28 protein-coding genes are annotated in these 21,816 nt (G+C 61.3%); 16 read left to right on the top strand and 12 right to left on the bottom strand.

Features of this window, described 5'->3' with window-relative positions:
* The first annotated feature begins 9 nt into the window (after positions 1-9).
* The 9 genes from flgC to CAER_RS0105815 all read left to right on the top strand — a co-directional run bounded on the left by flgC (position 10) and on the right by CAER_RS0105815 (position 8,050).
* On the top strand, positions 10-420 hold the full coding sequence (flgC, locus tag CAER_RS0105855; protein WP_027234470.1) for a flagellar basal body rod protein FlgC: 411 nt from the start codon (positions 10-12) through the stop codon (positions 418-420).
* Between the two features lie 12 nt (positions 421-432).
* On the top strand, positions 433-744 hold the full coding sequence (locus CAER_RS0105850; protein WP_027234469.1) for a flagellar hook-basal body complex protein FliE: 312 nt from the start codon (positions 433-435) through the stop codon (positions 742-744).
* A 1-nt stretch (position 745) separates the two neighbouring features.
* Complete coding sequence (gene fliQ, locus CAER_RS0105845) at positions 746-1,015, top strand: flagellar biosynthesis protein FliQ (protein ID WP_027234468.1); 270 nt, start codon at positions 746-748, stop codon at positions 1,013-1,015.
* 32 nt (positions 1,016-1,047) lie between these two features.
* Complete coding sequence (locus CAER_RS0105840) at positions 1,048-1,536, top strand: hypothetical protein (protein ID WP_027234467.1); 489 nt, start codon at positions 1,048-1,050, stop codon at positions 1,534-1,536.
* A gap of 15 nt (positions 1,537-1,551) precedes the next feature.
* Positions 1,552-3,651, top strand: coding sequence for a flagellar biosynthesis protein FlhA (gene flhA / locus CAER_RS0105835; protein ID WP_084299456.1), 2,100 nt, complete (start codon positions 1,552-1,554; stop codon positions 3,649-3,651).
* A 1-nt stretch (position 3,652) separates the two neighbouring features.
* The gene (locus CAER_RS0105830) at positions 3,653-4,414 is read left to right on the top strand and encodes a flagellar biosynthetic protein FliR (protein ID WP_051357725.1); all 762 of its coding nucleotides are present in this window, start codon (positions 3,653-3,655) and stop codon (positions 4,412-4,414) included.
* A gap of 2 nt (positions 4,415-4,416) precedes the next feature.
* Positions 4,417-5,550 (top strand): EscU/YscU/HrcU family type III secretion system export apparatus switch protein, encoded by a 1,134-nt coding sequence (locus CAER_RS0105825; RefSeq protein ID WP_027234464.1) that lies wholly within the window; start codon positions 4,417-4,419, stop codon positions 5,548-5,550.
* A 185-nt stretch (positions 5,551-5,735) separates the two neighbouring features.
* Complete coding sequence (locus CAER_RS0105820) at positions 5,736-6,230, top strand: hypothetical protein (protein WP_154667718.1); 495 nt, start codon at positions 5,736-5,738, stop codon at positions 6,228-6,230.
* Positions 6,231-6,397: 167 nt separating this feature from the next.
* Positions 6,398-8,050, top strand: a complete 1,653-nt coding sequence (locus CAER_RS0105815; RefSeq protein ID WP_027234462.1) for an FMN-binding glutamate synthase family protein — start codon at positions 6,398-6,400, stop codon at positions 8,048-8,050.
* An 80-nt stretch (positions 8,051-8,130) separates the two neighbouring features.
* Here the strand turns inward: CAER_RS0105815 and CAER_RS27645 are convergent, their stop codons facing one another.
* Genes CAER_RS27645 through CAER_RS0105795 form a run of 4 tightly spaced genes read right to left on the bottom strand, consistent with a single transcriptional unit; the run spans position 8,131 to position 10,536 of the window.
* Positions 8,131-8,754 carry a MotE family protein gene (locus tag CAER_RS27645; RefSeq protein ID WP_051357724.1) on the bottom strand — a complete coding sequence of 208 codons (624 nt, stop codon included), beginning with the start codon at positions 8,752-8,754 and terminating at the stop codon, positions 8,131-8,133.
* A complete protein-coding gene (locus tag CAER_RS0105805) occupies positions 8,754-9,029 on the bottom strand; it encodes a hypothetical protein (RefSeq protein WP_027234461.1) in 276 nt (91 codons plus the stop codon). The genes CAER_RS27645 and CAER_RS0105805 overlap by 1 nt, the downstream gene beginning before the upstream one ends.
* Positions 9,026-10,015: a flagellar motor switch protein FliM gene (locus tag CAER_RS0105800; protein WP_027234460.1), complete on the bottom strand. Its 990-nt coding sequence runs from the start codon at positions 10,013-10,015 to the stop codon at positions 9,026-9,028. Before CAER_RS0105800 ends, CAER_RS0105805 begins: the two co-directional genes overlap by 4 nt.
* Positions 10,016-10,026: 11 nt before the next feature.
* On the bottom strand, positions 10,027-10,536 hold the full coding sequence (locus CAER_RS0105795; protein WP_027234459.1) for a flagellar basal body-associated FliL family protein: 510 nt from the start codon (positions 10,534-10,536) through the stop codon (positions 10,027-10,029).
* 145 nt (positions 10,537-10,681) lie between these two features.
* On the opposite strand from CAER_RS0105795, the gene fliF reads away from it, so the two are divergent.
* A complete protein-coding gene (gene fliF / locus CAER_RS0105790) occupies positions 10,682-12,367 on the top strand; it encodes a flagellar basal-body MS-ring/collar protein FliF (RefSeq protein ID WP_161631071.1) in 1,686 nt (561 codons plus the stop codon).
* Here the strand turns inward: fliF and CAER_RS29660 are convergent.
* Positions 12,355-12,756, bottom strand: coding sequence for a hypothetical protein (locus CAER_RS29660; RefSeq protein ID WP_154667717.1), 402 nt, complete (start codon positions 12,754-12,756; stop codon positions 12,355-12,357). The genes fliF and CAER_RS29660 overlap by 13 nt on opposite strands.
* Between CAER_RS29660 and CAER_RS29655 the strand changes: the two genes are divergently transcribed.
* From CAER_RS29655 to CAER_RS27640, 5 genes are all read left to right on the top strand, one after another.
* Positions 12,739-12,993, top strand: a complete 255-nt coding sequence (locus CAER_RS29655; RefSeq protein ID WP_154667716.1) for a hypothetical protein — start codon at positions 12,739-12,741, stop codon at positions 12,991-12,993. The two genes, CAER_RS29660 and CAER_RS29655, sit on opposite strands and share 18 nt — an antisense overlap.
* A gap of 25 nt (positions 12,994-13,018) precedes the next feature.
* Positions 13,019-13,351: a FliM/FliN family flagellar motor switch protein gene (locus tag CAER_RS0105780; protein WP_027234456.1), complete on the top strand. Its 333-nt coding sequence runs from the start codon at positions 13,019-13,021 to the stop codon at positions 13,349-13,351.
* The gene (gene fliP, locus CAER_RS0105775; protein ID WP_027234455.1) at positions 13,351-14,205 is read left to right on the top strand and encodes a flagellar type III secretion system pore protein FliP; all 855 of its coding nucleotides are present in this window, start codon (positions 13,351-13,353) and stop codon (positions 14,203-14,205) included. The genes CAER_RS0105780 and fliP overlap by 1 nt, the downstream gene beginning before the upstream one ends.
* A gap of 39 nt (positions 14,206-14,244) precedes the next feature.
* The gene (locus CAER_RS0105770; RefSeq protein ID WP_051357722.1) at positions 14,245-15,261 is read left to right on the top strand and encodes a flagellar motor switch protein FliG; all 1,017 of its coding nucleotides are present in this window, start codon (positions 14,245-14,247) and stop codon (positions 15,259-15,261) included.
* 261 nt (positions 15,262-15,522) lie between these two features.
* Positions 15,523-15,753, top strand: coding sequence for a hypothetical protein (locus CAER_RS27640; RefSeq protein WP_209320192.1), 231 nt, complete (start codon positions 15,523-15,525; stop codon positions 15,751-15,753).
* A 27-nt stretch (positions 15,754-15,780) separates the two neighbouring features.
* Here CAER_RS27640 and CAER_RS28845 read toward each other — a convergent pair whose 3' ends face one another.
* From CAER_RS28845 to CAER_RS0105735, 6 genes are all read right to left on the bottom strand, one after another.
* A complete protein-coding gene (locus CAER_RS28845; RefSeq protein ID WP_051357720.1) occupies positions 15,781-16,479 on the bottom strand; it encodes a hypothetical protein in 699 nt (232 codons plus the stop codon).
* Positions 16,449-17,189, bottom strand: a complete 741-nt coding sequence (locus CAER_RS30120) for an inorganic phosphate transporter (RefSeq protein ID WP_154667715.1) — start codon at positions 17,187-17,189, stop codon at positions 16,449-16,451. The genes CAER_RS28845 and CAER_RS30120 overlap by 31 nt, the downstream gene beginning before the upstream one ends.
* Positions 17,190-17,338: 149 nt before the next feature.
* Complete coding sequence (locus tag CAER_RS0105750; RefSeq protein WP_027234452.1) at positions 17,339-18,148, bottom strand: DUF1217 domain-containing protein; 810 nt, start codon at positions 18,146-18,148, stop codon at positions 17,339-17,341.
* Entirely contained in the window at positions 18,145-18,567 is a 423-nt protein-coding gene (locus CAER_RS0105745; RefSeq protein WP_027234451.1) for a flagellar biosynthesis repressor FlbT, read from the bottom strand. The genes CAER_RS0105750 and CAER_RS0105745 overlap by 4 nt, the downstream gene beginning before the upstream one ends.
* Entirely contained in the window at positions 18,567-18,962 is a 396-nt protein-coding gene (locus tag CAER_RS0105740; protein WP_027234450.1) for a flagellar biosynthesis regulator FlaF, read from the bottom strand. Before CAER_RS0105740 ends, CAER_RS0105745 begins: the two co-directional genes overlap by 1 nt.
* Before the next feature lie 87 nt (positions 18,963-19,049).
* Positions 19,050-19,988, bottom strand: coding sequence for a flagellin N-terminal helical domain-containing protein (locus tag CAER_RS0105735; RefSeq protein ID WP_027234449.1), 939 nt, complete (start codon positions 19,986-19,988; stop codon positions 19,050-19,052).
* A 427-nt stretch (positions 19,989-20,415) separates the two neighbouring features.
* On the opposite strand from CAER_RS0105735, the gene CAER_RS0105730 reads away from it, so the two are divergent.
* Entirely contained in the window at positions 20,416-20,661 is a 246-nt protein-coding gene (locus CAER_RS0105730) for a hypothetical protein (protein WP_027234448.1), read from the top strand.
* An 84-nt stretch (positions 20,662-20,745) separates the two neighbouring features.
* Here the strand turns inward: CAER_RS0105730 and CAER_RS0105725 are convergent, their stop codons facing one another.
* Positions 20,746-21,690, bottom strand: a complete 945-nt coding sequence (locus CAER_RS0105725; protein WP_027234447.1) for a flagellin — start codon at positions 21,688-21,690, stop codon at positions 20,746-20,748.
* Positions 21,691-21,816 lie beyond the last annotated feature (126 nt).

Here is a 21,816-nt window from a genome sequence, read left to right as displayed (position 1 = left end):
GAGCCGCCCATGGACAATCTCAGCGCTGTAGCCCGCACAGCCGGATCCGCCCTGCAAGCGCAGTCCGAGCGCCTGCGCATCATCTCCGAGAACATGGCGAACGCGGATACCGCCGGCGCGCCAGGGTCAGATACCTACCGCCGCAAGGTGGTGACATTCGGCAGCGTCCTCGACCGGGAAACCGGTGCGAACCTCGTAGAGGTTGCGGCAGTGTCGGATGACCCGTCGCCCATGCGGCTGCAGTATGACCCCTCCCATCCCCTCGCCGATGAGCAGGGCTACATCGAGCGCCCGAACGTCGAGCCCCTTGTCGAGATGGCCAACATGCGTGAGGCCGCCCGCAGCTACGAGGCCAGCCTCAACATGATCGCGACCAGCCGTGAAATGCGCCGGATGACAACCGATATGCTGGATTTTTAAGAAGGATCTCTCATGGATAGCATGTTTTCCAATGGCGCCCTGCGCGCCTACAAGGCGGGCCAGTCCGTACCAGCGGCCCCGGTGCCAGCTGCGGCCGCCGCCGAAGGTCCCAGCTTCTCCGCAATGCTTGAGGACACTCTGCGCGACACGGTGGAGACTGTCCGGGCCGGTGATAGTGCTGCGGTCGCCGGGCTGCAGGGCAAGATGTCCACTCAGGAGGTTGTTCAGGCGACCATGGCGATGGAGGCGGCATTGGACACCGCTGTCGCCGTGCGTGACAAGGTCGTCGGCGCCTACCAGGAAGTCCTGCGGATGACCGTCTGACATGCGCGCAGAGGATATTCATCATGTCATCACTGAGGCCATCTGGACGATCCTGGTGGCCTCAGGCCCTGTCCTGGCAGTTGCCATGGCGGTCGGGCTGGGGATCGCCCTGTTCCAGGCCCTGACCTCCGTTCAGGAGATGACACTGACCTTCGTGCCAAAGATTGCCGCAATCTTTGTGACGATTGTCCTCTGCTTGCCCTTGATCTACTCGGCTCTCACCAAGCTTACCGATCAGTCCTTCGATCTCATCGTAAGCGGCGGCCTCTGAAGATGCGAAAATCATTGATCTGCGCCGCTCTCATGGCCGTGTCTCTCCCCGGCCTCGGTGCCGCCGAAGGCTTCGGCGGTCTGTTTGCGTTCCAGGAGCCTGCCTCACAGGCAGAGAGCGCGCCGCCCGCTGCCAGCCAGCAACCGGTTCAGGCGCGCCTGCAGCAGGTTCCGTCTCTGGATGGGCCATACGGGCATGCCATGCCGAGCCTTGAAGAGCTGAAGCGGCTGGGGCCGGATGCGGCCCTGCCGGCCCAGGCGATGGCGGCGCAAAGGCGCATCCAGCCGGAGGCAAGCCAGCCAGCCGGAACCGCCGCGCCAATGAGGGCCAAGATGAACCCGCTCGATGCGCCTGTCCGGGCCAATCCGGGCAAGCGGCGCTATACACGCCGTCTCGCAGCGCCGCCCGCCGCACGGCCGGCAAAGCGCGAGGCCGCCGCATCAGAAACCGGATATCAGCGCGGCGCGCCTGCCCCGCTGATCCCCGGATACGAAATTTCCCCGTCCCGCACCGGTCAGTAATCAGGAGCTCCGCCCATGGCACAAGCAGAACGACAGAAGTCGGCTGTTCTTGACATTCTATCCGCGCGCCTCGGGATCATGTCCCGGCATCGCGATGTCTCATTTGCGATTGCGGTATGTGCGGTGCTGGCCATCCTCTTTGTGCCGCTCCCTGCCATCCTCCTTGATATTGGCCTGGCCTTGTCCATGTCGGTATCCGTACTGGTCCTGATGGTTGCCCTGTGGGTCCGCAAGCCGCTCGAATTCAGCAGCTTTCCCACCCTGCTGCTTGTTGTGACGATGATGCGGCTCTCGCTCAACGTTGCCTCGTCCCGCCTCATTCTGTCTGAAGGTCAGACCGGCACTGATGCCGCGGGTAACGTGATCCAGGGGATCGCCGATTTTGTGGTCGGAGGCGACTATGTGATCGGCACGGTCATGTTCTGTATCCTTGTTGCGATCAACTTCATCGTCATCACCAAGGGGTCGACGCGTATCGCTGAGGTTTCCGCCCGCTTCTCGCTGGACGCAATGCCCGGCAAGCAGATGGCAATCGATGCCGACCTTGGAGCAGGCATGATTGACGAGGTTGAAGCGCGCCGGCGGCGCAAAGAGGTTGAGGATGAAAGCGGCTTCTTTGGCGCCATGGACGGTGCGGCCAAGTTTGTCCGCGGCGATGCGGTTGCCGGTATCATCATTACGCTGATCAACGTCGTTGGCGGCATCCTGATCGGCATCACCCGCCACGGCATGGACATCGGCGATGCGCTCCACAATTTCACCGTCCTCACAATCGGCGATGGTCTGGTCACTCAGATCCCGGCCCTGATCGTTTCTATCGCCGCGGGCATCATCGTGACCAAGGGCGCCACCGAAGGCGCCGCCAATGAAGCTGTGACCAAGCAGCTTTCGGCAAGTCCGAAGGCGGTGTTCGTGGCAAGCGGCCTGATTTTCGTCATGGGGCTTCTGCCGGGCTTCCCCTTCCTGCTGTTCACCGCGGTTGCCGCGGTGCTGGCCGCGGTGGGCGTTTTTTCACGGGATGCGCAGCAAAACGAGCAGCAAAAGGCTGATGCGGAGAAGGCTCTGGCTGAGAAGAAATCCCAGGCCGAACCAGAGCAATCCTCGGGTATTGATACAGTGACCCTGGAAATGGCCCGGAGCCTCATCGTCATGCTCAACAGCGATGACGCCGCATTGCCGGGGAAGATCAAGAGCCTGCGCGAGATGTTCCAGAAGGAATACGGGTTTGTCCTGCCGCCGGTGCGCATCAAGGACGGCGAGCTTGCCAGCACCAAAGCCTACCGGATCAACGTTCAGGGCGTTGAGGTCGCCACCGGGGAGCTGCGCCCTGGCGGCAGGCTCGTGATTGATCCCGCAGGCGAGGCGACAGACCTGCCGGGCGAGCGGGTGAAAGAGCCCACGTTCGGTTTGCCTGCGATCTGGATCGACTCCGGGTCAGCGCCGGACGCGGAAGCCGCCGGCTTCACCGTTGTCGATCCCGAGAGTGTCATCGTCACGCACCTCACTGAGGCGCTGAAGGAAAACATGCCAGAAATGATGACCTATGGCGCCGCACGCGAGGTGATGAACGGGCTTGAGCCTGCCTACCGCAAACTGATCCAGGATATCTCATGCCCGTCGCCGGTGATCCTGCTGCGCAATATCCTGCGGAAACTGCTGTCGGAACGCATTTCCATTCAGAATACGCCGCTGATTGCGGAATCCATCGCTGAAGCGGCTGTCATCTCGACGAATGCCACTTTGGTTGCGGAGCATGTCCGCAAGGCCCTCTCAGCCCAGATTTGCAAGTCCCTGGAGGGAAGCGACGGTTTCATCCAGACCGTTACCCTCGGCAGCCAGTGGGAACAGGAATTCGCAAGCTCGGTCAAGATCCAGGGCGATGACACCATCTGCACCATGTCCCCGGCGAAGGTGCAGGAATTCGGCCGGGCGGCCCGCGGCGTGCTGCAGGGCTACGCGGCCCGGGATGAATGGCCTGCCTTGGTTGTCAGCCCTGAATACCGGCCGATCATCCGGTCGATGCTTGAGCGTATTGCTCCGATGACGCCGATCCTTTCCTTTTCCGAGATCCACTGGAAGAGCAAAATGAAAACCGTCGCCCAGATCGGGGAGTGACATGGGCGGCACGTTCATTGCTCAGCTGACAGAGGAATGGGTCCTTATGGTGGCGCTGGTCTATGCGCGCATCGGCACTGCGACCCTTCTGCTGCCCGGCTTTGGCGACACCCATATCCCGCCGCGGGCAAAGATTTCCTTCGGGATCGCGCTCGCGCTTGGCCTGATGCCTGCACTTCCAGCGCCAAAGGTGCCGGAAGACGTCACCCTCTTCGCACTCCTGCTGGGGCTTGAGGCGCTGATCGGCGTGTTCATCGGGACCGGCGCCAGGCTCTTCATGGCGGCCTTCCACGTGCTTGGCGCCCAGATCGGATTTGCCGCGGGCCTGAGCAACTCGCTGACACCCAATCAGGGCAGCCCTGAGAGCGGATCGACGATTTCCACGCTGCTCACCTTCGGGGCGGTGGCCTGTATCTTTCTGACCAATACGCACCATGTCATCCTGACCGGGCTGATGCGCTCATATGCGATCCTGCCCCCCGGCCAGGTCATGATCGGAGATATGGCAAGCCAGATCGCCCGCATCGGCGCCTCTGCATTCTACATCGCCGCCGCCGTGGGCGCGCCGTTCTATGTGCTCAGCCTGCTGCTTAATCTCGGCATGGGCCTGGCCAACCGGGTGATGCCTGCGATGCAGGTGTTTTTCGTGGCCGGACCGGGCCTGATTGTCGCCGGGCTTGCCCTCCTGGCCCTGGCGGTGCCGGCAATTCTGACCTACCAGAACGAGCAGCTGTCGCTCTGGTTTGAAACCTTGGTGCGCTGATCATGTCCCAGACTGACGATGACAGCTCCAAGTCGGAAGAGCCAACAGAGCGCAAGCTCAAGAAGGCCCGGGAAAAGGGCGACGTCCCGACCTCAAAGGAAGTCGGGCACCTGTTCATCTACGGCGCGCTCCTGGCCTGTGCGGGCCTGTATCTGCCACGGCACGCAGCCGATGCCGCCAGCGCTCTGGGGTCTCTGTTTGACCTTGCAGGCACGATCGACACCAGTTCCGGCGAAACCGCATTCCAAGACCTGAGGGGCGCACTTGCGGCGCCGGTGTACCAGGTGTCGATGATTGCCGCCGGGGTTCTGGGGATCCTGCTGACCGCGGCGGCCGTGTCCGGCGCCCTCCAGGGGCCGTTTGTGGTGTCCAAGGAGCGCATCACCCCAAAGCCCAACAAGATCTCGCCGATGGCAGGTATCAAGCGGCTTGCCGGAGTGAATAACCTCGTTGAGTTCGCAAAGAGCTTCATCAAGCTGATCCTCGTCGGGGCATTGGCCGCGACGGTGGCCTACGGGGTGATCAGCTCGCTCCTGCCCGGCGCGGTCATGATCCCGGAATACCTTCCGTCCGCCATTTCATCGCAAGCCACGCGCATGCTTGCCTGGATCACGATCCTCATGATCCCGGTGACGATGGCTGATATCGGGTGGAAGCGGTACAGCCACATGAAAAAGCAGCGCATGTCCCTCAAGGAGATCAAGGACGAGCACAAGGACACCGAAGGCGATCCGCACATCAAGGGCAAACGAGACATGATCCGCCGCCAGCGGGCCCGCCAGCGCATGCAGAAGGCGGTACCGCAGGCAACGCTGGTGGTGACCAACCCGACGCATTATGCGGTTGCGCTGAAATATGAGCGCGGGCTGGACCCGGCGCCGGTCTGCGTGGCCAAGGGCGTCGACCTGATCGCGGGAAACATCCGCCAACTCGCCTATCAGCACGATGTGCCGGTCATTGAGAGCCGCGCGCTGGCCAGGGCGCTGCATGCTGCCTGCGAGGTGGACCAGGCGATCCCGGAAGCGCATTGGGCGGAGGTTGCGCAGCTTGTGGCATTCGTGTTCGATCTGCGCCGCAAGATTCGCCGGAAACTGCCCAGCGGGGCCAGCCTGCGAACAATCGAGGATGAACAGTAAGGGAATTGTGCATGCCAATTCGGCAGCTCGTATCGGGTATTATTCTTGCCCTGCTTCCGATTTCTTCCATCTCTGCCTCACCAGACACCACGATCGTTCAATGCGACGCCGGGCGCTGGGAGGGACACAGGACGAGCTTTCGCGGATCAGGAGGGGAGAACGGCATCACTTACCCCTTAGTCATCATGACGCTGAAGACCCCAGCGGAGCAAGGGGATCCTGTCTTAGTAGAGTTTGGACCTAACCTGATTGGCGAGGAGACCATCACACTGGGATCAGTGATACACAGCTCCCAGAAGGGGCAGGGCTACTACCAGAAGAGTTACGTGATCATCCACTCCAAGCCGCAGCAGATATCCGAGATCTTCACTGTGGACCTGGAAACCGGCGGCGTCATCATGTCTCAGACCATTGGCGACAGCAGCGGCATCAGCGTCGATACCTTCAAGAAGGAATGCCTTGTCTTAACCGGTTTGAATGACGATCAAGTCTCGGCGGTTCCGGCTCTCGGCCAAAAGTTGTTCTCTCCTGATGAGCTACGGGAGCTGGGCATTGCCGCCCCCGATGACGTCCGCGATCACGAGACCCTTTCGGACCACCGGGATCGTGCAGCGGATAAACCCAGGCAGGCTGACCCGAACAATGAATTGCTTGAATTAGGCTTTGTTCCCGTTGAGTAGAGAGCCAATCTCGCCTGAGTTTCAGGCGTAGAGTACGCGTCAGCGAGAGTTGGGACGCTTGAAGATGTTTGCGATAAAGCCGTGGATTACGCCCAAATCTCCTTGTGGACAGGAGGCTTCCGTCCAATATGCCAGACAGTACAGCATTTTAGACCGGTGTGACCGTCATGGCCCTTCCTGCTCGCCTCCTCCCTCTCGCTTTGAGCGGTTTCGCCGCACTCGCCAGCTCCACAGCCGCCTATGCTGCTAGCAGCGCCTGGCTGCCGGTCGCCGCGGTGACGGGCGGCTTGACCGCTTTGGGCCTGAGGGATCTTGTCCAAAGGCGCCATGCGGTTCTTCGCAACTACCCGATCATGGGTCACATGCGTTTCCTTCTGGAATCCATCCGGCCAGAGATCCGCCAGTATATGCTGGAAGGCGACCGCGAAGAGGTGCCGTTCTCTCGCGAGGCACGGGCCCTGGTATATCAGCGCGCTAAAGGCGTCGAAGACAAGCGGCCTTTCGGCACCACTGAGAATGTCTATGGCTCCGGCTATGGCTGGATCACCCACTCGGCCGCTCCGGTCGACATCCAAGACAGCGATTTCCGCGTCACCATCGGCGGGCCTGATTGCCGCCGGCCCTACTCGGCGTCCCTGTTCAACATCTCCGCGATGAGCTTCGGATCCCTGTCGAAGAACGCGATCCTGGCGCTGAACACCGGCGCCAGGAAGGGCGGTTTTGCCCATGACACCGGCGAGGGATCAATCTCCCGCCACCACCGCGCGGGCGGCGGCGATCTGATCTACCAGGTCGCGTCCGGCTATTTCGGCTGCCGCAATGATGACGGGTCATTCTCTCCGGAGAAGTTCAGCGAGCAAGCTGCGAACCCGCAGGTCAAGATGATCGAGCTGAAGCTGAGCCAGGGTGCCAAGCCCGGACATGGCGGCATGCTGCCCGCGGCAAAGATCACACCGGAAATTGCCGAGGCGCGGGGCATCCCGATGGGGCAGGATTGCATTTCGCCGGCCGCGCATCCCAGCTTTTCCACCCCGCGCGGCATGATGGAGTTCATCGCCCAGCTGCGCAGCCTCTCAGGCGGTAAGCCGGTCGGCTTCAAATTGTGCATCGGCCACCGCCGGGAGTTCATGTGCATGGTCAAGGCGATGCTCGAAACGGGCGTGGTGCCCGATTTCATCGTGGTGGATGGCAGCGAGGGCGGCACCGGTGCCGCGCCGCTTGAATTTGCCAACCGGGTCGGAATGCCGATGCTGGAGGGGCTGACGTTCGTTCACAACACCCTGCGGGGCGCCGGGCTGCGGGAGCGGGTCAAGCTCGGAGCTGCGGGAAAGATCACCTCCGGCTTCCATATTGCCCGAGCCCTGGCGCTGGGGGCGGACTGGTGCAACTCGGCCCGCGGCTACATGTTTGCCATCGGCTGCATTCAGGCCCAGGCATGCCACACGAACAAATGCCCGGTTGGCATCGCAACCCAGGACCCGGCCCGCTTCAAGGCAATCGATGTGGGCGACAAGTCTGATCGGGTCGCGCGCTACCATCGCAATACGATGCTGGCCCTCGGCGAGCTCGCGGGCGCCGCGGGGCTGCAGCACCCGGCCGGCTTCCGCCCGTATCATTTCATGTTCCGCAAGAAGGACAACGCCTTCTCCGACGGCAACATCGCCTACCCCTATCTGCCAAACGGCTTCCTGGTCTCCGGCCGTGAAATTCCGGAACTGGCCGATTGGCATGAGCGCTGGGGACGGGCCTCGGCGGAGAGCTTTGCCCCGGACCGGATCCCGGAAGGGCCATTCACGGCCGCGATCGCACGGCTGGCATAAGCCCGCGGCTGGCGGCTCCTGGACAGGCTGCCCGGCCCTCAAAGAAATGAGGCGGCCCATCAGGACCGCCTCGATGCCGCTTAGTTCAGGCGCAGGTTCACCAGCTTCTGATCCCCCGGAAGGCGTGAGCGTTCGAGGATGATCTTGGAAATCGCCCGGGCCCGCACCGGCTCCATGAGCGCAATGATCGGTCCGGAACTGCGCGGCGCCATTGCCGACAGCACCAGGACGGACACTTCGATATCCGCATCATTCATGATGGCAGCGGCCTGTACCGGCTTCATCGCCTTGTAGATCCCGACCAGGCGCGAAACATCTTCGGTGTTCTCCCGCGCGGAGCGGCTCAGGAGATGCTCAAGTTCCTGCTTGAGCGCTTCCATCTGTTCAGCCTGCGCGTCCAGAGCACTTTTCGCCAGCGCGATTTCGGCCTCCTTCTGCGCCAGCTCATCCCGCCAGCTGCCGAGCTCGGCCCGTTCCGCCTCGATGCCGATCAGCAGCTCGGACAGGCCACCGGAAGCTGCCGGGCCAGCCGCATTCACCGCGGTCTCCCCTTCGGCCGGGCCGGTCTCATCTTCGCCGCTCTCCTCCGAGGCAGCGTAGGCGGGCTGAGGCATCAGCGGCCCCAGAGCATCATAGAGGGCACCCCCCTTTGCGGCGGCCAGGCCAGCAAGGCCCAGCACCGCTGCATTCAGCAATCGCGCCATTACCGTTTCCCCTCCCCGCCGAATTTCGCGTAGAAAACCCCCGGGAGGTCTTCCTCCTCACGGCTGTCGGCCTGCTGCTGATCAAGGTCTGCACGGAAGCCGGAAAGGCTTGCGGAATGGCTGTCGATCGCGCCCTCATAGGCCTTGAAGACCGGCTCCGCCTCAAGCAGTGCCTGGTGAAGGATTGTGATCTTCCGCTTCAGGGTGAAGATATACCCGGCGAGCAAAAACAGCGCACCGAGGATGAAGATGTCGATGATCATGTCAAACGTCATTGCGCCGCCTCCCCGTCACCCCTGGCAATGCCCAGCTCTTCAGCTTGCTCTGCATCCAGATCCGCATCATCGACTTCCCGCATCACGCGGAAGCCGATGCGGCCGCCTTTGCTCTTGCCGGCGTAGCCGAACATGACCGGAATACCCGAGCAGATGAGCGAGATCTCCTTGTCATCCGACACGCCCAGATCAATCGTTGTGCCGGGCTCCCATTGAAGGATGTCGACCAGCGGCACCGCCAGCTGATGCACCTGCGCCTTGACCTGGACATTGGAGCCATTGATCTTGCGCAGGATGTGCTCACGCCAGGACAGGTCGCCGCCAAGCTTGTCCCCGAAGAACATCTTCGACAGCTTGTCCTGCACCGGTTCGAGCGTGATCATCGGGATGATGACGGAAAAGGTGCCCTTGCAGCCTCCGATATCGACCGACATGCGGGCAACGGCGCAAGGCGTTTTGCCGCCGTGCAAGGCGGGCATCTGCTGGGGGACTTCAAGGGTGTCGACAATGAATTCCGCTTCGGTCAGGCGTGAAATATTGCCGGACAGATCGGCGAGGATCATGTCGATCAGATCGCGGGCGATCTGCCGCTCAATGACGGAAACCGGCCGCTTGGGCGCGGACCCGGGACGCGGCTTGCCGCCGAGTTGAATCTCCAGTGCAGAGAAGATCAGATCACAATCCAGAACCACAGCCATGGTGCCGCCCCACGGGCGGACCTCGACGTTTGCGCAGATCCCATGCCTGTCGACACCGGCCACGATGTCTTCCCAGTTGTGATACTGAACCTCGTCAAAGGTGATGTCGCACAGGAACGCGGCCTTGGTCTTGAACGTTGACACCAGCGAGATGGCCATCCTGGAGAAGATGATGTCCAGCATGGGCAGATCGGCCACCCCGGCTGACGCCTGCGAAATGAGCTCTTCCTCAACAGAGCGCGTCGATCCGGCAGGCGCCGTCAGGACATCGGAAATTGTTTCTTGCATGACTTGGCCTGTTATTGAATGACGAAATCCTGGAAGAGAACGCCGGTTACGGTTTCGTTCTCCAGGTGTGCGGAGGCGCGGCGCGCCAGCTCTTTTCGCACGAGGCTCATCCCGGCGCTGCCGGAGACTTCCCGCACTGTGAGCTGGGACAGGTATTCGACAAAGCTGTCCCGCAGCACCGGCTTCAATGCCGCGGCCGGATCCTTGTCGTCCTCCGCCAGCTCATCCCCGGCCGCTTCAATCACGACGATGGGATTGATCAGCAGGTGACGCGGCTTGCCGCCGAGGCCATCCTGCAAGGTCATCGTGATGCGCCCAATCTCCAGGCTCTTCTTCTCGAGGGGCGCCTCGCTTTCATCTTCTTTTTTCGCATTCTCGGCATCAGCCTGGAATCCCGGGCCGAAGGCGGAGTACGAATAGATGCCCGCCCCTCCTCCAAGAGCGAAAGTCAGCAGGAACATCAGGGCAATCAGTTTCATGTTTCGGCCGCCCTTACCAGCGTCCGGCACAGTGTTGGTCATGAACAGGCTTCTCCGGTGCATTACTTTTTCGCACAGAACCTACAGCACCTTGCCCCCAAAGGGAAGATTGCAGAGCCGGTGGATATGCGAAAATAAATCTTGTGGCCTCTCGGCTTACGGCTTAGTGTTTTCGCAAATTCGCAAAGTGACCACCCACACCGGACAAGCCAGCAATCACGTGAACAACTTCATTGAGAACATGAAGGGGCTGGGGCGCAAGCGCCTCATCCTCCTGGGGTCGACGGCTGTCGGCCTTACCGCCGCCCTCGTCATCGGCTTGAGTGTCGCTATGGCGCCCAAGTACCGGCCGCTCGTCATGGATGCGACGGCCTCTGATGCTTCCCGCATGCTTGCCCAGCTAGAACAGGCCGGGTTCTCCCCGCGCGTGTCCAGTGACGGAACCATGCTGTCGCTTCCCGAAGGGGATATTGCGCGGGCCCGCATGTCCCTGGCCCAGGCCGGTCTTCCTCCCGAAGGCAATCTGGGCTGGGAGCTGTTTGATCAGGGCGGTGGCCTTGGCATGAACAGCTTCCTGCAGCAGATCAACCGGCTGCGGGCTCTGGAAGGTGAACTGGCGCGCTCGATTGAGACGATCAGCAATGTTGAAAGCGCGCGTGTTCATCTCGTGCTGCCGGACCGGGAAACCTTCTCCCAGGAGCGCCCTGAGCCGTCCTCCTCTGTTGTAATCCACGCCCGCCGCACCGCGCCGCTCGAGCGCAGCCAGGCTCTTGCAATCCGCAGCCTGGTTGCCGCGGCGGTGCCGCGTCTGTCGCCCGACAGGGTGACAATTCTCGATGGCTCGGGTCAGGCGATCCTGAGCGAAGAGGATATCACCGAAGGCACCGGCCTGAATTCCGCCCGGACCGAAATCGAAGACCGTTTGCGCCGGAACGTGGAAAGCATCCTCGCGGCCCATGTCGGCGCGGAAAACGTCAGGGTCCGCGTGACCGCTGACCTCAATACGGCTCGCGAAGTCGTGGTGCAGGAAAGCTTCGATCCCGACCAGCAGGTCCCCCGCTCCACGATCTCGGTTACTGGTCAGTCGGAAAGCTCAGACGGCAGCCGGGACACCATCGACGTTGCGAATAATCTTCCTGGCATCGATAACGGCGGCGGCGCCGGAGGCCGGACAGAGCGGAGCACATCCAGCCGGGACGAGTCCGTCTTTGAGATTGGCAACACGCGATCTGAAACCATTCGCGAACCCGGAGAGATCAAGCGGCTGACGGTCGCGGTGGTCGTCAACGGCACCTGGGGGCCGGACGGCACCTACTCGGAGCGCACTCCTGAGGACATCAGCCGCCTGTCCGCTCTGGCGCATTCGGCTGCCGGTATCAATGAGGATCGCGGCGACAAGGTCACGGTTGAAAGCCTGCAGTTCGCGGCCGGGGATCCTTCTCAGGCGGCGACCGCCGGCAGCGGGTTCATGGACATCCTCGCTATGAATTTCGGGGCCATTCTCAGATCGCTGTCCGCAATCGCGGTCGTCGGCCTGCTGCTGCTCTTTGGCGTGCGCCCGCTTATGCGCGCCCTCAACCTGAATGCCGAGAGGGATCAGGAAGACGCCAAAGAGAATGCGGCTGCTGCGGATGGCGCAGCGGATGAGGACACGCCCGAAGGCGGTGAGGAAGGCGAAGCTGGCGCGGAAGACGGCCAGGACGCGCCCGATGCAGCTGCTCAGGATCCGGAAAACGAGGAAGAATACATGTCGATTGCTTCTGTTTCCGGCAATGTTATGCGCCGCCAGATCGATGAGCTGAACAAGCTGATCGAAACGGACCCGGACAGCTCGCTGCGCACCATCCGCGGCTGGATCAATCAGAAGGGTTGATCATGACTGTCCGGAGCATTCTGCAGCTTGCCGATTTCGAAGAGGAAAATCGCGCCGAGGCCGAGCAGGCCGTTGAGCGGATCGAAAGCTACACGCGCGAGGAGCTGGATGCGGCCCTGGCGGAAGCGGTCGCGGCCGCCAGGGAAGCGGCCTATGAAGACGGCCGCAAAGCGGGTGAAGCTCAAATGCTGCAGAGCATAGAGCAGCGCCAGACGGCCGTAGCCGAGCAGCTTGTTCCCGAGATCAGCCGCCTGACCGAAGAACAGGCCGCCTATTGCGCGCTCCTTGAAGATGAAATGACCGGCTTCATGCGGGAGTTTTGCGAAAAACTGTTCCCAGAATTCGCACGCGAATTTGGCCGGGACAGGCTGATGACCGAACTTGCCCATGTATCCCGGCGCGCGCTGGGAAGCCCTTGGCTGGAGGTCCGGGTCCCGCCGGGCCTTGGCGAGGTGGCGGACAGGATTGTCCGCCCGGAAGGGGTCGAGGTCGATCTCAAGGTCATTGAAGACCCGGCCCTTGGCGGAACCTCGGCTTGCGCGAGCTGGAAGAACGGCCGCTCCGAGTACGACTTCGAGAAATTGTGCGGGGAGATCCTTGCCCTGCTTTCGACACCCAAATCCTGAAAACGAGACATCCTGGAAGATTGATATGACAGACGAAACTCACAGCCTCCTGAAAGACATTGCAGCTGCTGAAATTGAGAAACGCGCGCCCGACGGGGCCGGTCACAGCGTGAATGCGATGATGAATGTCTCGCTCGACGTGCAGGTCGTGCTTGGCCAGACGCGTCTGCCGGTCGCGCAGCTGCTGTCACTGTCCCGCGGCTCTGTGGTTGAGCTCGACAAGCGCATCGGCCAGCCGCTGGAGGTCATGATCAATGACCGGCTTGTGGCCCGCGGTGACCTGGTCAAAGTCGGCGAAGACGGCCTGGGCATCACTCTCACCGAAATCGTCAAAGACCATGTTCCGGAGATGCGGTGATGGCCCTGAGCGCCATCACTTTCAGCTACCGCAGGATCGTGTCGCTGGGCCTTCTGGCCTGGCTCGCGCTTGCCTTTGGCGCTGCCTCTGCTGATGCACAGCAGGCAGGGGTCGGCTCGATGATTGGCGAGCTGTCGGGGGCGCTGAGCGGGGAGGCCGATGGAAGCGGGGAGCTTTCCGGCCGCCTGCTGCAGATGTTCGGGCTGCTGACAATCCTGTCGGTCGCGCCCGGCCTGCTGATCGTCATGACGTCATTCACACGCTTTGTGATCGTTCTCTCGATCCTGCGCATGGCGCTGGGGCTGAACCAGTCTCCGCCGAACATGGTCATTACCTCGCTCTCGCTGTTCCTGACGTTCTTTGTCATGCAGCCCGTGTTCCAGGACAGCTGGAATAACGGCCTGGCCCCGCTGATTGAAGGGTCGATCACGGAAGAGCAGGCGGTTGAGCGGATTGCGGAGCCCTTCCATGGCTTCATGGTCAAGAACACACGGGACAAGGATCTCGCGCTCTTCCAGGGTTTTGCCAGCCAGAACGCGGCCACAGGAACGGTTGACCAAGTTGCTGGCGACGGTGCTGCGGCACTTCCGGCGGACCGTTCGGAAGTGTCTTGGGCGGTCCTGGTGCCCTCTTTCATGATCTCCGAATTGAGGCGCGCCTTCACGATCGGATTCCTGATCTTTGTCCCCTTCCTGGCGATCGACCTGATCGTCTCTGCCATCCTGATGGGCGCCGGTATGATGATGCTTTCGCCGGTGATGATTTCGCTGCCGTTCAAGGTGATTTTCTTTGTCGCCATCGACGGCTGGTACCGGCTTGCCGGTTCGCTGATCCAATCCTACGCGGCCGGTTAAGCGCGGCCGCACTGACTGAATTCCCGGAGTTCTGAATTTATGCCAATTGCCCTTGATGATATCCCGCTGTCCGGCGTTGAAAAAGCGGCCGTCCTGTTTCTCTGCATCGGTGAGGAGCGCGGGTCGGCCATGATGAAGAAAATGTCCCGCACCGAAATCCAGTCCGTCATCCAGGCCATGTCCCGGCTCGGCACCATTCCGGCAGCAACGGTTGATGCGGTCATTCGCGAGTTCTCCAAAACGGTCTCCGGCGGCGCCGGTGTCGAGGGCTCTGTGCAGGTTGCCGAAAGGATGCTTTCCGGCATCATGAGCGACGACGCCATTTCGGAGATTCTGGGAGATCTGCGCTCACCGGCTCACGGGCAGAATGTCTGGGATGCCTTTGCGGCGGTCAATGAGCAAACGATTGCAACCTGGCTGGCGGGCGAGCATGATCAGACCATTGCGGCCATCCTCTCCAAGATGAAGCCGGCCGTTTCAGCCCGTGTTCTCCCGCTGTTCGGGCCTGAGCGGATGGGCGAGATCACCATGCGGATGGTGGGCCTCGGAACGCTTTCGCGCAACGTGGTCGAAAACCTTGAGGCGGTGATTGCGAGCGACTTCCTGAGCGCGGCAACCCGCAAGTCCAACGTCGACCCGCATCAGCGCCTTGCGGACATGTTCAACAAGATGGACGCCAACGCCTTCGAGGGCCTTTCCAGTGAGCTGGAGAGCCGCATTCCGGAAGAACTGGAAGCGATCAAGAAGAAGATGTTCACCTTCGACGACATGGTCAAACTGGATGGCGCGGCCCTGCAGCGCATCATGCGCATGGCGGAGGGCAACACGCTTGCCCTCGCTCTTCGCGGCGCCAAGGCAGAGGTACGCGATGCGTTCATGTCCGCCCTGACCCAGCGCATGCGGGAGATGCTGGAAACCGAAATGAAGGAGATGGGCGCGGTCCTCGCCCGCGAAACCCGGGAAGCCCAGGCGTCGCTCATCGACATCACCAACGACCTCGCCCGGCAGGAGGTCATCCGCCTGCCCAGCAATGAAGATGAGCTGATCGAGGACTGAAACGCAACTGAATGATGGCTTGAGACCCTGCTGTAGTGCGGGGCTCATTCCCCCTTTAGGGGGATTGACTGTTGCGGGGTGCGGTGGAGGTCAGTTAACGGGTTTTCGTTACTGTCCATTTTCCGATACTGCCTGATGCTGCCCGTTATTGACCGTTATGACCTGGGCGGTGTTATAATCATGACGATTTGTCACCTGCGTGGCATCCTGAAGTGAGAGAGAACAGACATGACGCCCTCAGCGTCGAAAATCCTGGGCACCGTGAACGCGCCGTATAGCGCGAATGTTTCCGCGCATCAGCTTGCTGTGGGCATTAGCAGCATTGAAGCCGCGGGCGCAGTGATGGGGCCGGTGTTCTCCTTCTTCTCTGAGGTCGCCCCGGATCTTCAGAAAGCATTTGTGGCAGAGATGGGCTTGTCTGATCAGAGTGTCAAAATGGTCGCGGACCATATTCAGGCATCCTGCCCATTCCCGCTTGCCCTCGCCGCATGACACGCCGGAATAGGCCGCGGCATCCGCTCAGCTGGTCAGGGGGAACAGCAGCACGTCCAGGACCGCCGCCGTCGCCGCGCCGACACCCGCATCGGCCAGAATGGATCTCATCTGGGAGCCGGACAGGTCTTTGCCCCGCACGACGCGGCCAGCAATGATAGCCGAGCTGACAAGGGCCGACGTGGCAAGCCCGTCGCCGATCTCATCGAGCGCGCCTTCCCCTTGCAGCTCCGCAAGCCTGTCTCCGACGGTGCGCGTAAGATCGCTGTTGGAGAACCCGGAGCTGGTAATGCCGGGCATTGCAGACGCCACCTCGTCCGTCACTCGGATATCGATGCCCGGATAGCGGGCCAGGTGCTCCATCACATCGGCCTGAGAGGTCACCGCTTTAAGCTGGACCTCGCCAACGGTTTGGCCATCCATGATGAACTCGACGTCTCCTCCAGGATGATTTGTCAGCTCCTTGACTTGGGCCGAGACCTCATCCCAATCCGCGTTCTCCGCCTCCACGAAAAGCAGCTCATGATAGATGCCTTTCACGTTTGAGGCGACGCCTTGCAGCTGCTCCGGCGTCATGCCTGAGAGGTAGTCGGAGATCTCCTGAGGGCTCGCATCGCTGAGGCTGCGGGTCGATCTGCGCAACGCCTGCAGCACCAGATCCTCTTCGAAAGACCAGACCTGCGAGGCGTCTTCAATCAGCCGCTGAAACGTGACCGCGATAACCACGGAAGCCAGGCGGGAAGACCGATCTGACCGCGGCGGCGCCCCAGTTTCGCGGCCCGGCGCGACAGGCGCCGATGGTGCCGCCGCAGTTTCCACCGCGGCAACAGGGCCAGGGTTTCTCCGAAAGATTGGCATCGCTTCTCCTTTTCTGTGCCGCTGGCGGGCGATTGAAGCCGGATGGCAATCAGATCGCATAACGGGGACAGCCCCTCGAGGGCATAGATCCTAAGCTCGTCGCTGGACGGCTCCGTGCCCTCTCTTGCAAGCGTGGCCTTCGCCGCCTCTGCCAGCTGCAAACTGGCATAGAGCGCCCTTACCTCGAACTCTTCCATCGCCTCGATCTTGCGCGGGCGGCCCAGCACGGCTCTGCGGAGGAAGAAGACCGCGATGAGCCCCAGGACAGCCCCGGCGGCCGGCAGGATAACCGCGCCGGCGGCCGCCCCCAGGCCGAACAGAGAGCCGATGAAATAGAGCTTGGCAGAGGTTGCGGCCGCGCCGCTGAGCGCGCCGATGGCGGTGCCCGTCGAGGCACTTCCGAAGGCGGTGATGAACATCATGACCCCGCCGATCGCGGCGGCCCCGGCAGCCTTGCCGGTTGCGATCTGCGCAATCCGCCCAGCATGCCGCCCGCGGCGCCCGGTCACCTGGGTGATTGCGGCGGCAATGCCGGTCAGATCGCGTTCAATCCGCTCAAGATGTCTCTTTGTGCCCACGCAATCATTCCCGCACCGCATGCCTCAGGGCGCACAATATGCGGATGAACCCGGCTCGGGAAGAGCCAGGTTGCAGCTACTGATTGCAGATGGACGCCAGCCTCACCGCTAGCGCGTGCGCATCGGACCAAGCGTCCGGCCGCTTCCGGTCAGAGGTACCGCGATGCGGAGAAGCCCTGGATCATGTCGATGTCGATCGTGACCTGGTTGAAGCTCCCGGAGCCGCTGCTCAACAGGGTGACCGCGGCGTTCTGGGTCTCCTGGCTCTTGATCACATCGGCAAAGGCGGAGAACTGGCGGATCAGCTTCTCCTGGACTTCCGGCTTTTGCAGATCTTCGATCGGCATCCGCTTTTCGAACATGGCCTTGCGGGCATCAATGCTGGCGTTTGCCGCCGTATCCGGAAGCCCGAACGCGGTCATAAAGAAGTCGTTCATCTCCTCGTCCGCCAGCACCTTGTACCAGCTGGTCATGCCGGAGATCTTCTGCTCGAATGTCAGCGCCAGCCCGACATGCTCATTCTCCTCGGACTGGGTGTCAATCAGGCGCTGGTCGGTGTAGCGCTCGACCATTGAATCGATCCAGTCCGGGTCACTGAAATTGTCCCCGGCGATACCATCGGCCGAGAACCCCATTTCCTCGTTCAGACTGTCGTATTTTGCATCCGAAAGGCGCTTGACCAGAGAGCCCTTGTCATCCGGGTCCGAGGTCATGATTTGCTTCATCTTCGCCTTTGCGTAGGTCTCCTCCTCCAGACCGAACGCCTTCATCACGAAGCTGAAGACCTGGTAATCTTCCGCCAGCTCATCAACCGTCTGGATCCCGCTGATGCGTTCCCGGAAGGCTTCAATCTCCCGTTTGGACGTCGGATCACGCTGAATGTCCGCCTCGAACACTTCCCGGTTTTCGCGCACCAGGCTGATGCCGGCCAATGGCGACAGGCCGCTCGTTGAAATCATGACCCACTTCCTTCCTGGTCGGTCCGAGCCGCAATTGCCAGCAGCTCATCCTCGTATTTGATGACCGGCAGCAGCAGCCGGTATGCGGCATAGAAATTGTCCTCGCCCACCTTGGTGAGAGCCTCGCTCAAGACGCTGCCGTGGCTCTTGGCCATGATCTCAGAAAGATCTTCGAAGGCCGCATGAATGCGCGGCAGGATTTTCCCGCGCCCCTCCCGGCTCACCATTGCCAGCTGGATCATGTGGCAAAGCCGGCGCACCGGCGTGCAGGCCCCGGCTTCACCCAGGATTTCCTCACCGCGCAGAACGTCAGAGCGGTTCTCGACTTCCACCACCATCTGGCTCTTGCCGATATTGCGCAGCACCGCGCCATTGATGACCAGCCGGTCTCCGGCTTTCACCTTCAATACCAGGCCCATCAGACCGCCTCCGCGCTTTTACCCGTCAGCGCATCGATGATCGGCTTGTTCACATCGATCAGCGCTTTGATCGTTCCGCGGCCCTTCATGATCAGGCCGGTCTGGTTCTCGACATAGATCGCCAGGGACAGCAGGTTCGCCCGCATCTCCTCGGGAAGCGCATTGTTCGGGTTTGACAGATCGGCTTTGTAGGCAAGCCAAAGGCGCAGATTGTCATGCACCGCCTGCCGCAGAGTGCCTGCGAGAATGCCCAGGCGCGGGCCTCCCTCGGCCGCCGTGTCATATTCCTCCTGTTGCGCCAGGAGGCGTGCGTTAATCTGGTTGAGGATCCGGCGCTCCATTGCGCGCGGCGTCTCAGTTGTCTTGAGGGTCTTTTTGTAGGCTGCGAGGCTCATGATATCACCTTCTGGTGGAGGGTCTGGGATCAAAAAAAGCCCGGCCCTGTGCGGGTCGGGCTTTCCGTCTTCAAGTCAAGCCTGCGCTTACTGGAACAGGCTCATGACGTTGCCCGGCGCCTGGTTGGCGATCGACAGGGACTGGGTCGCCAGCTGCTGCTGGGTCTGCAGCGCCTTCAGGCGGGCCGCCTCTTCTTCCATGTCCGCATCGATCATGGCGCCAACGCCGCTGTCGATGTTGTCGGTCAGCTTGTTCAGGAAGGTCTGCTGGTTCTCGATCGACTTTTCGGACTGACCCAGCTTGGTCGCGATGTCGGTCACGCTGTCCACGACACCCTCAGTGGCGGTCAGAGCGCCGGACAGGAAGGCTGCGCCGGTCGCCGCGGTTGCGTTGGCCGCAAAGCCGGTTGCCAGGGTTTTGAAGCCGTCGACCAGCTCGGCCATATCATAGGTGCCGACCTGGATGTCGGTGGTGGCATAGGCGCCGCCAGCGCGGCTGATGCCGGTCACGACATCACGGGTCACCCCGACAGTGGCATCACCGTTCGCACCCAAGGTCAGAACACCGGTCGCGCCGTTGACCGCCGCGCCGGCCACGCTGCCAGCCGCATAGGAGCCAGCACCCAGCATGTCATCACCGTTGAAGGTCGACTGGCTCAGGGTGGTTTCCATCTGCTTGACCAGCTCATTCAGATCGTTCTCGATTTCGGCATGGCCGCCGGTCGCGCCCTGCGCAAAGGCCACTTTGTCGAGGAACTGCTGGGACAGGTCCTGGATGGTTTCGGCGCCCAGGCGTGCGGTGGCAACCGAGTTCTTCGTCAGGGTCAGGCCCTCGTTGATCGAGGAGTAGGCGGAGCTGTCGCCCTTCATGGTCTCGGAGATCTGGAAGTAGGCCGCGCTGTCTTTGGCCGAGCCGACCTTCAGGCCGGATGAGATGCGGTCCTGTGTGGTCGACAGTTCGCTGTTGACTTCACGCAGCGCCTGCAGCGCGTTCATTGCGGAGGAGTTGGTGTTGATCGAGGTCATCTGGATTTCAATCCTTATGCGTTCTTGCTTCAGCTCACCGGTGGTTCTTCCGGCGCCCGGGCAGCGCCCGGTCAAAAAGAAGAAGGGAAGCCAAGGTTTCCATCAGGTTTCCGTTTTCGCAAAATCACACAAGCGGCCTGAAAATAGAAATGACCATATGTGAGGATAGACCTTTGCAATATATGCGGCGCAGGAAGACCAGCTTGTTCTGCCACATCCCGCCCCACTCCGGCCTTGATCTTACAGTACGCACTCAAAGAGAATTTGGAGGAATCAACATGCTCGGACAAAATAGCTTCCAAGACCGTCAGCTAGCGCAACAGGTTGAGGCCCTAGCTTTCCCATCTGGTGAAGCCCGAACTGAATGTGAATTGAGGGATACCACTGGCATGCTGGCTCTAGCCGCGAAAGAAACGAGTGACTTTGGATGATTGATACACTGTTCAAGCTCTATTTCGCGGCGATTGGTTTCGTGATCGCTGTAAGTGTCGCAATCCTTGCTTATTCCGAGGCCAGCGGCGACAATCTAAGGCATGCCTACATCGCGAACCATGGGTTCAACTGTGGCAATGCCCTTTACAATTATGATTGGGGTGGCACGCAACAGGGGCGCAGCTATTGGGCGGCGCGGACGGCAAAGCATTGCGACTTTGATCCCGAGAGCAAGTTTTAGTTACACAGACATGCCGCCAACTAGAAAACCCGGCCTTGGTTTCCCAAGACCGGGTCAGGGATTTTCCGCGAGGCGGACCAGTGATTACTGGAACAGGCTCATGACGTTGCCCGGCGCCTGGTTGGCGATCGACAGGGACTGCGTGGCCAGCTGCTGCTGGGTCTGCAGCGCCTTGAGGCGTGCCGCCTCTTCTTCCATGTCCGCATCGATCATGGCGCCGACGCCGCTGTCGATATTGTCGGTCAGCTTGTTCAGGAAGGTCTGCTGGTTCTCGATCGACTTTTCGGACTGGCCGAGCTTGGTGGCAATGTCAGTCACATTGTCCACGACGCTTTCGGTCGAGGCCAGGGCGCCCGCCAGGAAGGCGGCGCCGTTGGTGGGATCAGTCGCGTTTGTTTCGAAGTTGGTCGCCAGAGCTTTGAAGTCCGTCACCAGCTTCGCCATGTCATAGGTGCCGACCTGGATATCCGTGGTGGCATAGGCGCCGCCCGCACGGCTGATGCCGGTCACAACGTCACGGGTCACGCCGACGGTGGCATTGGCGTTGGTCGACACGGAGGTGAAGCTGCCGTCGGTGTTGTCGACAACGGCCGCGGTGATGTCAGCAGTGCCATAGGTGCCCGCGCCCAGCATATCGTCGCCGTTGAAAGTCGACTGGCTGAGGGTGGTTTCCATCTGCTTGACCAGCTCATTCAGATCGTTCTCGATTTCGGCATGGCCACCGGTTGCGCCCTGCGCAAAGGCCACTTTGTCGAGGAACTGCTGAGACAGGTCCTGGATGGTTTCGGCGCCCAGGCGCGCGGTCGCGACCGAGTTCTTGGTCAGGGTCAGACCTTCGTTGATCGAGGAGTACGCCGAGCTGTCGCCCTTCATGGTCTCAGAGATCTGGAAGTAGGCCGCGCTGTCTTTGGCCGAACCGACCTTCAGGCCGGACGAAATGCGGTCCTGCGTGGTCGACAGGTCGTTGTTGACTTCACGCAGAGCCTGCAGGGCATTCATTGCGGAGGAGTTTGTGTTGATGGAGGTCATCTGGATCTCGATCCTTTGCTTCTTGCTTCAGCTCGCCGGTCATTCTCTCCGGCTGCCGGGCATCACCCGGACAAGAAGGGGAAGCGTGGGTCAGGTTTCCAAATGGTTTCCATTTTCGCAGATTGC

Origin of the sequence: Leisingera caerulea DSM 24564, from assembly GCF_000473325.1 — a bacterium.
GTDB classification, from domain to species: domain Bacteria; phylum Pseudomonadota; class Alphaproteobacteria; order Rhodobacterales; family Rhodobacteraceae; genus Leisingera; species Leisingera caerulea.
The sequence above is the reverse complement of the archived record's forward strand: the minus strand, read 5'-3'. Positions and strand labels throughout refer to the sequence as shown.

Bases quoted from the DNA above. Each gene is read 5' to 3' on its own strand.
- flgC (WP_027234470.1), top strand. From the start codon at position 10: ATGGACAATCTCAGCGCTGTAGCCCGCACAGCCGGATCCGCCCTGCAA.
- CAER_RS0105850 (WP_027234469.1), top strand. From the start codon at position 433: ATGGATAGCATGTTTTCCAATGGCGCCCTGCGCGCCTACAAGGCGGGC.
- fliQ (WP_027234468.1), top strand. From the start codon at position 746: ATGCGCGCAGAGGATATTCATCATGTCATCACTGAGGCCATCTGGACG.
- CAER_RS0105840 (WP_027234467.1), top strand. From the start codon at position 1,048: ATGGCCGTGTCTCTCCCCGGCCTCGGTGCCGCCGAAGGCTTCGGCGGT.
- flhA (WP_084299456.1), top strand. From the start codon at position 1,552: ATGGCACAAGCAGAACGACAGAAGTCGGCTGTTCTTGACATTCTATCC.
- CAER_RS0105830 (WP_051357725.1), top strand. From the start codon at position 3,653: ATGGGCGGCACGTTCATTGCTCAGCTGACAGAGGAATGGGTCCTTATG.
- CAER_RS0105825 (WP_027234464.1), top strand. From the start codon at position 4,417: ATGTCCCAGACTGACGATGACAGCTCCAAGTCGGAAGAGCCAACAGAG.
- CAER_RS0105820 (WP_154667718.1), top strand. From the start codon at position 5,736: ATGACGCTGAAGACCCCAGCGGAGCAAGGGGATCCTGTCTTAGTAGAG.
- CAER_RS0105815 (WP_027234462.1), top strand. From the start codon at position 6,398: ATGGCCCTTCCTGCTCGCCTCCTCCCTCTCGCTTTGAGCGGTTTCGCC.
- CAER_RS27645 (WP_051357724.1), bottom strand. From the start codon at position 8,754: ATGGCGCGATTGCTGAATGCAGCGGTGCTGGGCCTTGCTGGCCTGGCC.
- CAER_RS0105805 (WP_027234461.1), bottom strand. From the start codon at position 9,029: ATGACGTTTGACATGATCATCGACATCTTCATCCTCGGTGCGCTGTTT.
- CAER_RS0105800 (WP_027234460.1), bottom strand. From the start codon at position 10,015: ATGCAAGAAACAATTTCCGATGTCCTGACGGCGCCTGCCGGATCGACG.
- CAER_RS0105795 (WP_027234459.1), bottom strand. From the start codon at position 10,536: ATGACCAACACTGTGCCGGACGCTGGTAAGGGCGGCCGAAACATGAAA.
- CAER_RS29655 (WP_154667716.1), top strand. From the start codon at position 12,739: ATGACCGAACTTGCCCATGTATCCCGGCGCGCGCTGGGAAGCCCTTGG.
- CAER_RS29660 (WP_154667717.1), bottom strand. From the start codon at position 12,756: ATGGGCAAGTTCGGTCATCAGCCTGTCCCGGCCAAATTCGCGTGCGAA.
- CAER_RS0105780 (WP_027234456.1), top strand. From the start codon at position 13,019: ATGACAGACGAAACTCACAGCCTCCTGAAAGACATTGCAGCTGCTGAA.
- fliP (WP_027234455.1), top strand. From the start codon at position 13,351: ATGGCCCTGAGCGCCATCACTTTCAGCTACCGCAGGATCGTGTCGCTG.
- CAER_RS0105770 (WP_051357722.1), top strand. From the start codon at position 14,245: ATGCCAATTGCCCTTGATGATATCCCGCTGTCCGGCGTTGAAAAAGCG.
- CAER_RS0105750 (WP_027234452.1), bottom strand. From the start codon at position 18,148: ATGATTTCAACGAGCGGCCTGTCGCCATTGGCCGGCATCAGCCTGGTG.
- CAER_RS0105745 (WP_027234451.1), bottom strand. From the start codon at position 18,567: ATGGGCCTGGTATTGAAGGTGAAAGCCGGAGACCGGCTGGTCATCAAT.
- CAER_RS0105740 (WP_027234450.1), bottom strand. From the start codon at position 18,962: ATGAGCCTCGCAGCCTACAAAAAGACCCTCAAGACAACTGAGACGCCG.
- CAER_RS0105735 (WP_027234449.1), bottom strand. From the start codon at position 19,988: ATGACCTCGATCAACACCAACTCCTCCGCAATGAACGCGCTGCAGGCG.
- CAER_RS0105730 (WP_027234448.1), top strand. From the start codon at position 20,416: ATGATTGATACACTGTTCAAGCTCTATTTCGCGGCGATTGGTTTCGTG.
- CAER_RS0105725 (WP_027234447.1), bottom strand. From the start codon at position 21,690: ATGACCTCCATCAACACAAACTCCTCCGCAATGAATGCCCTGCAGGCT.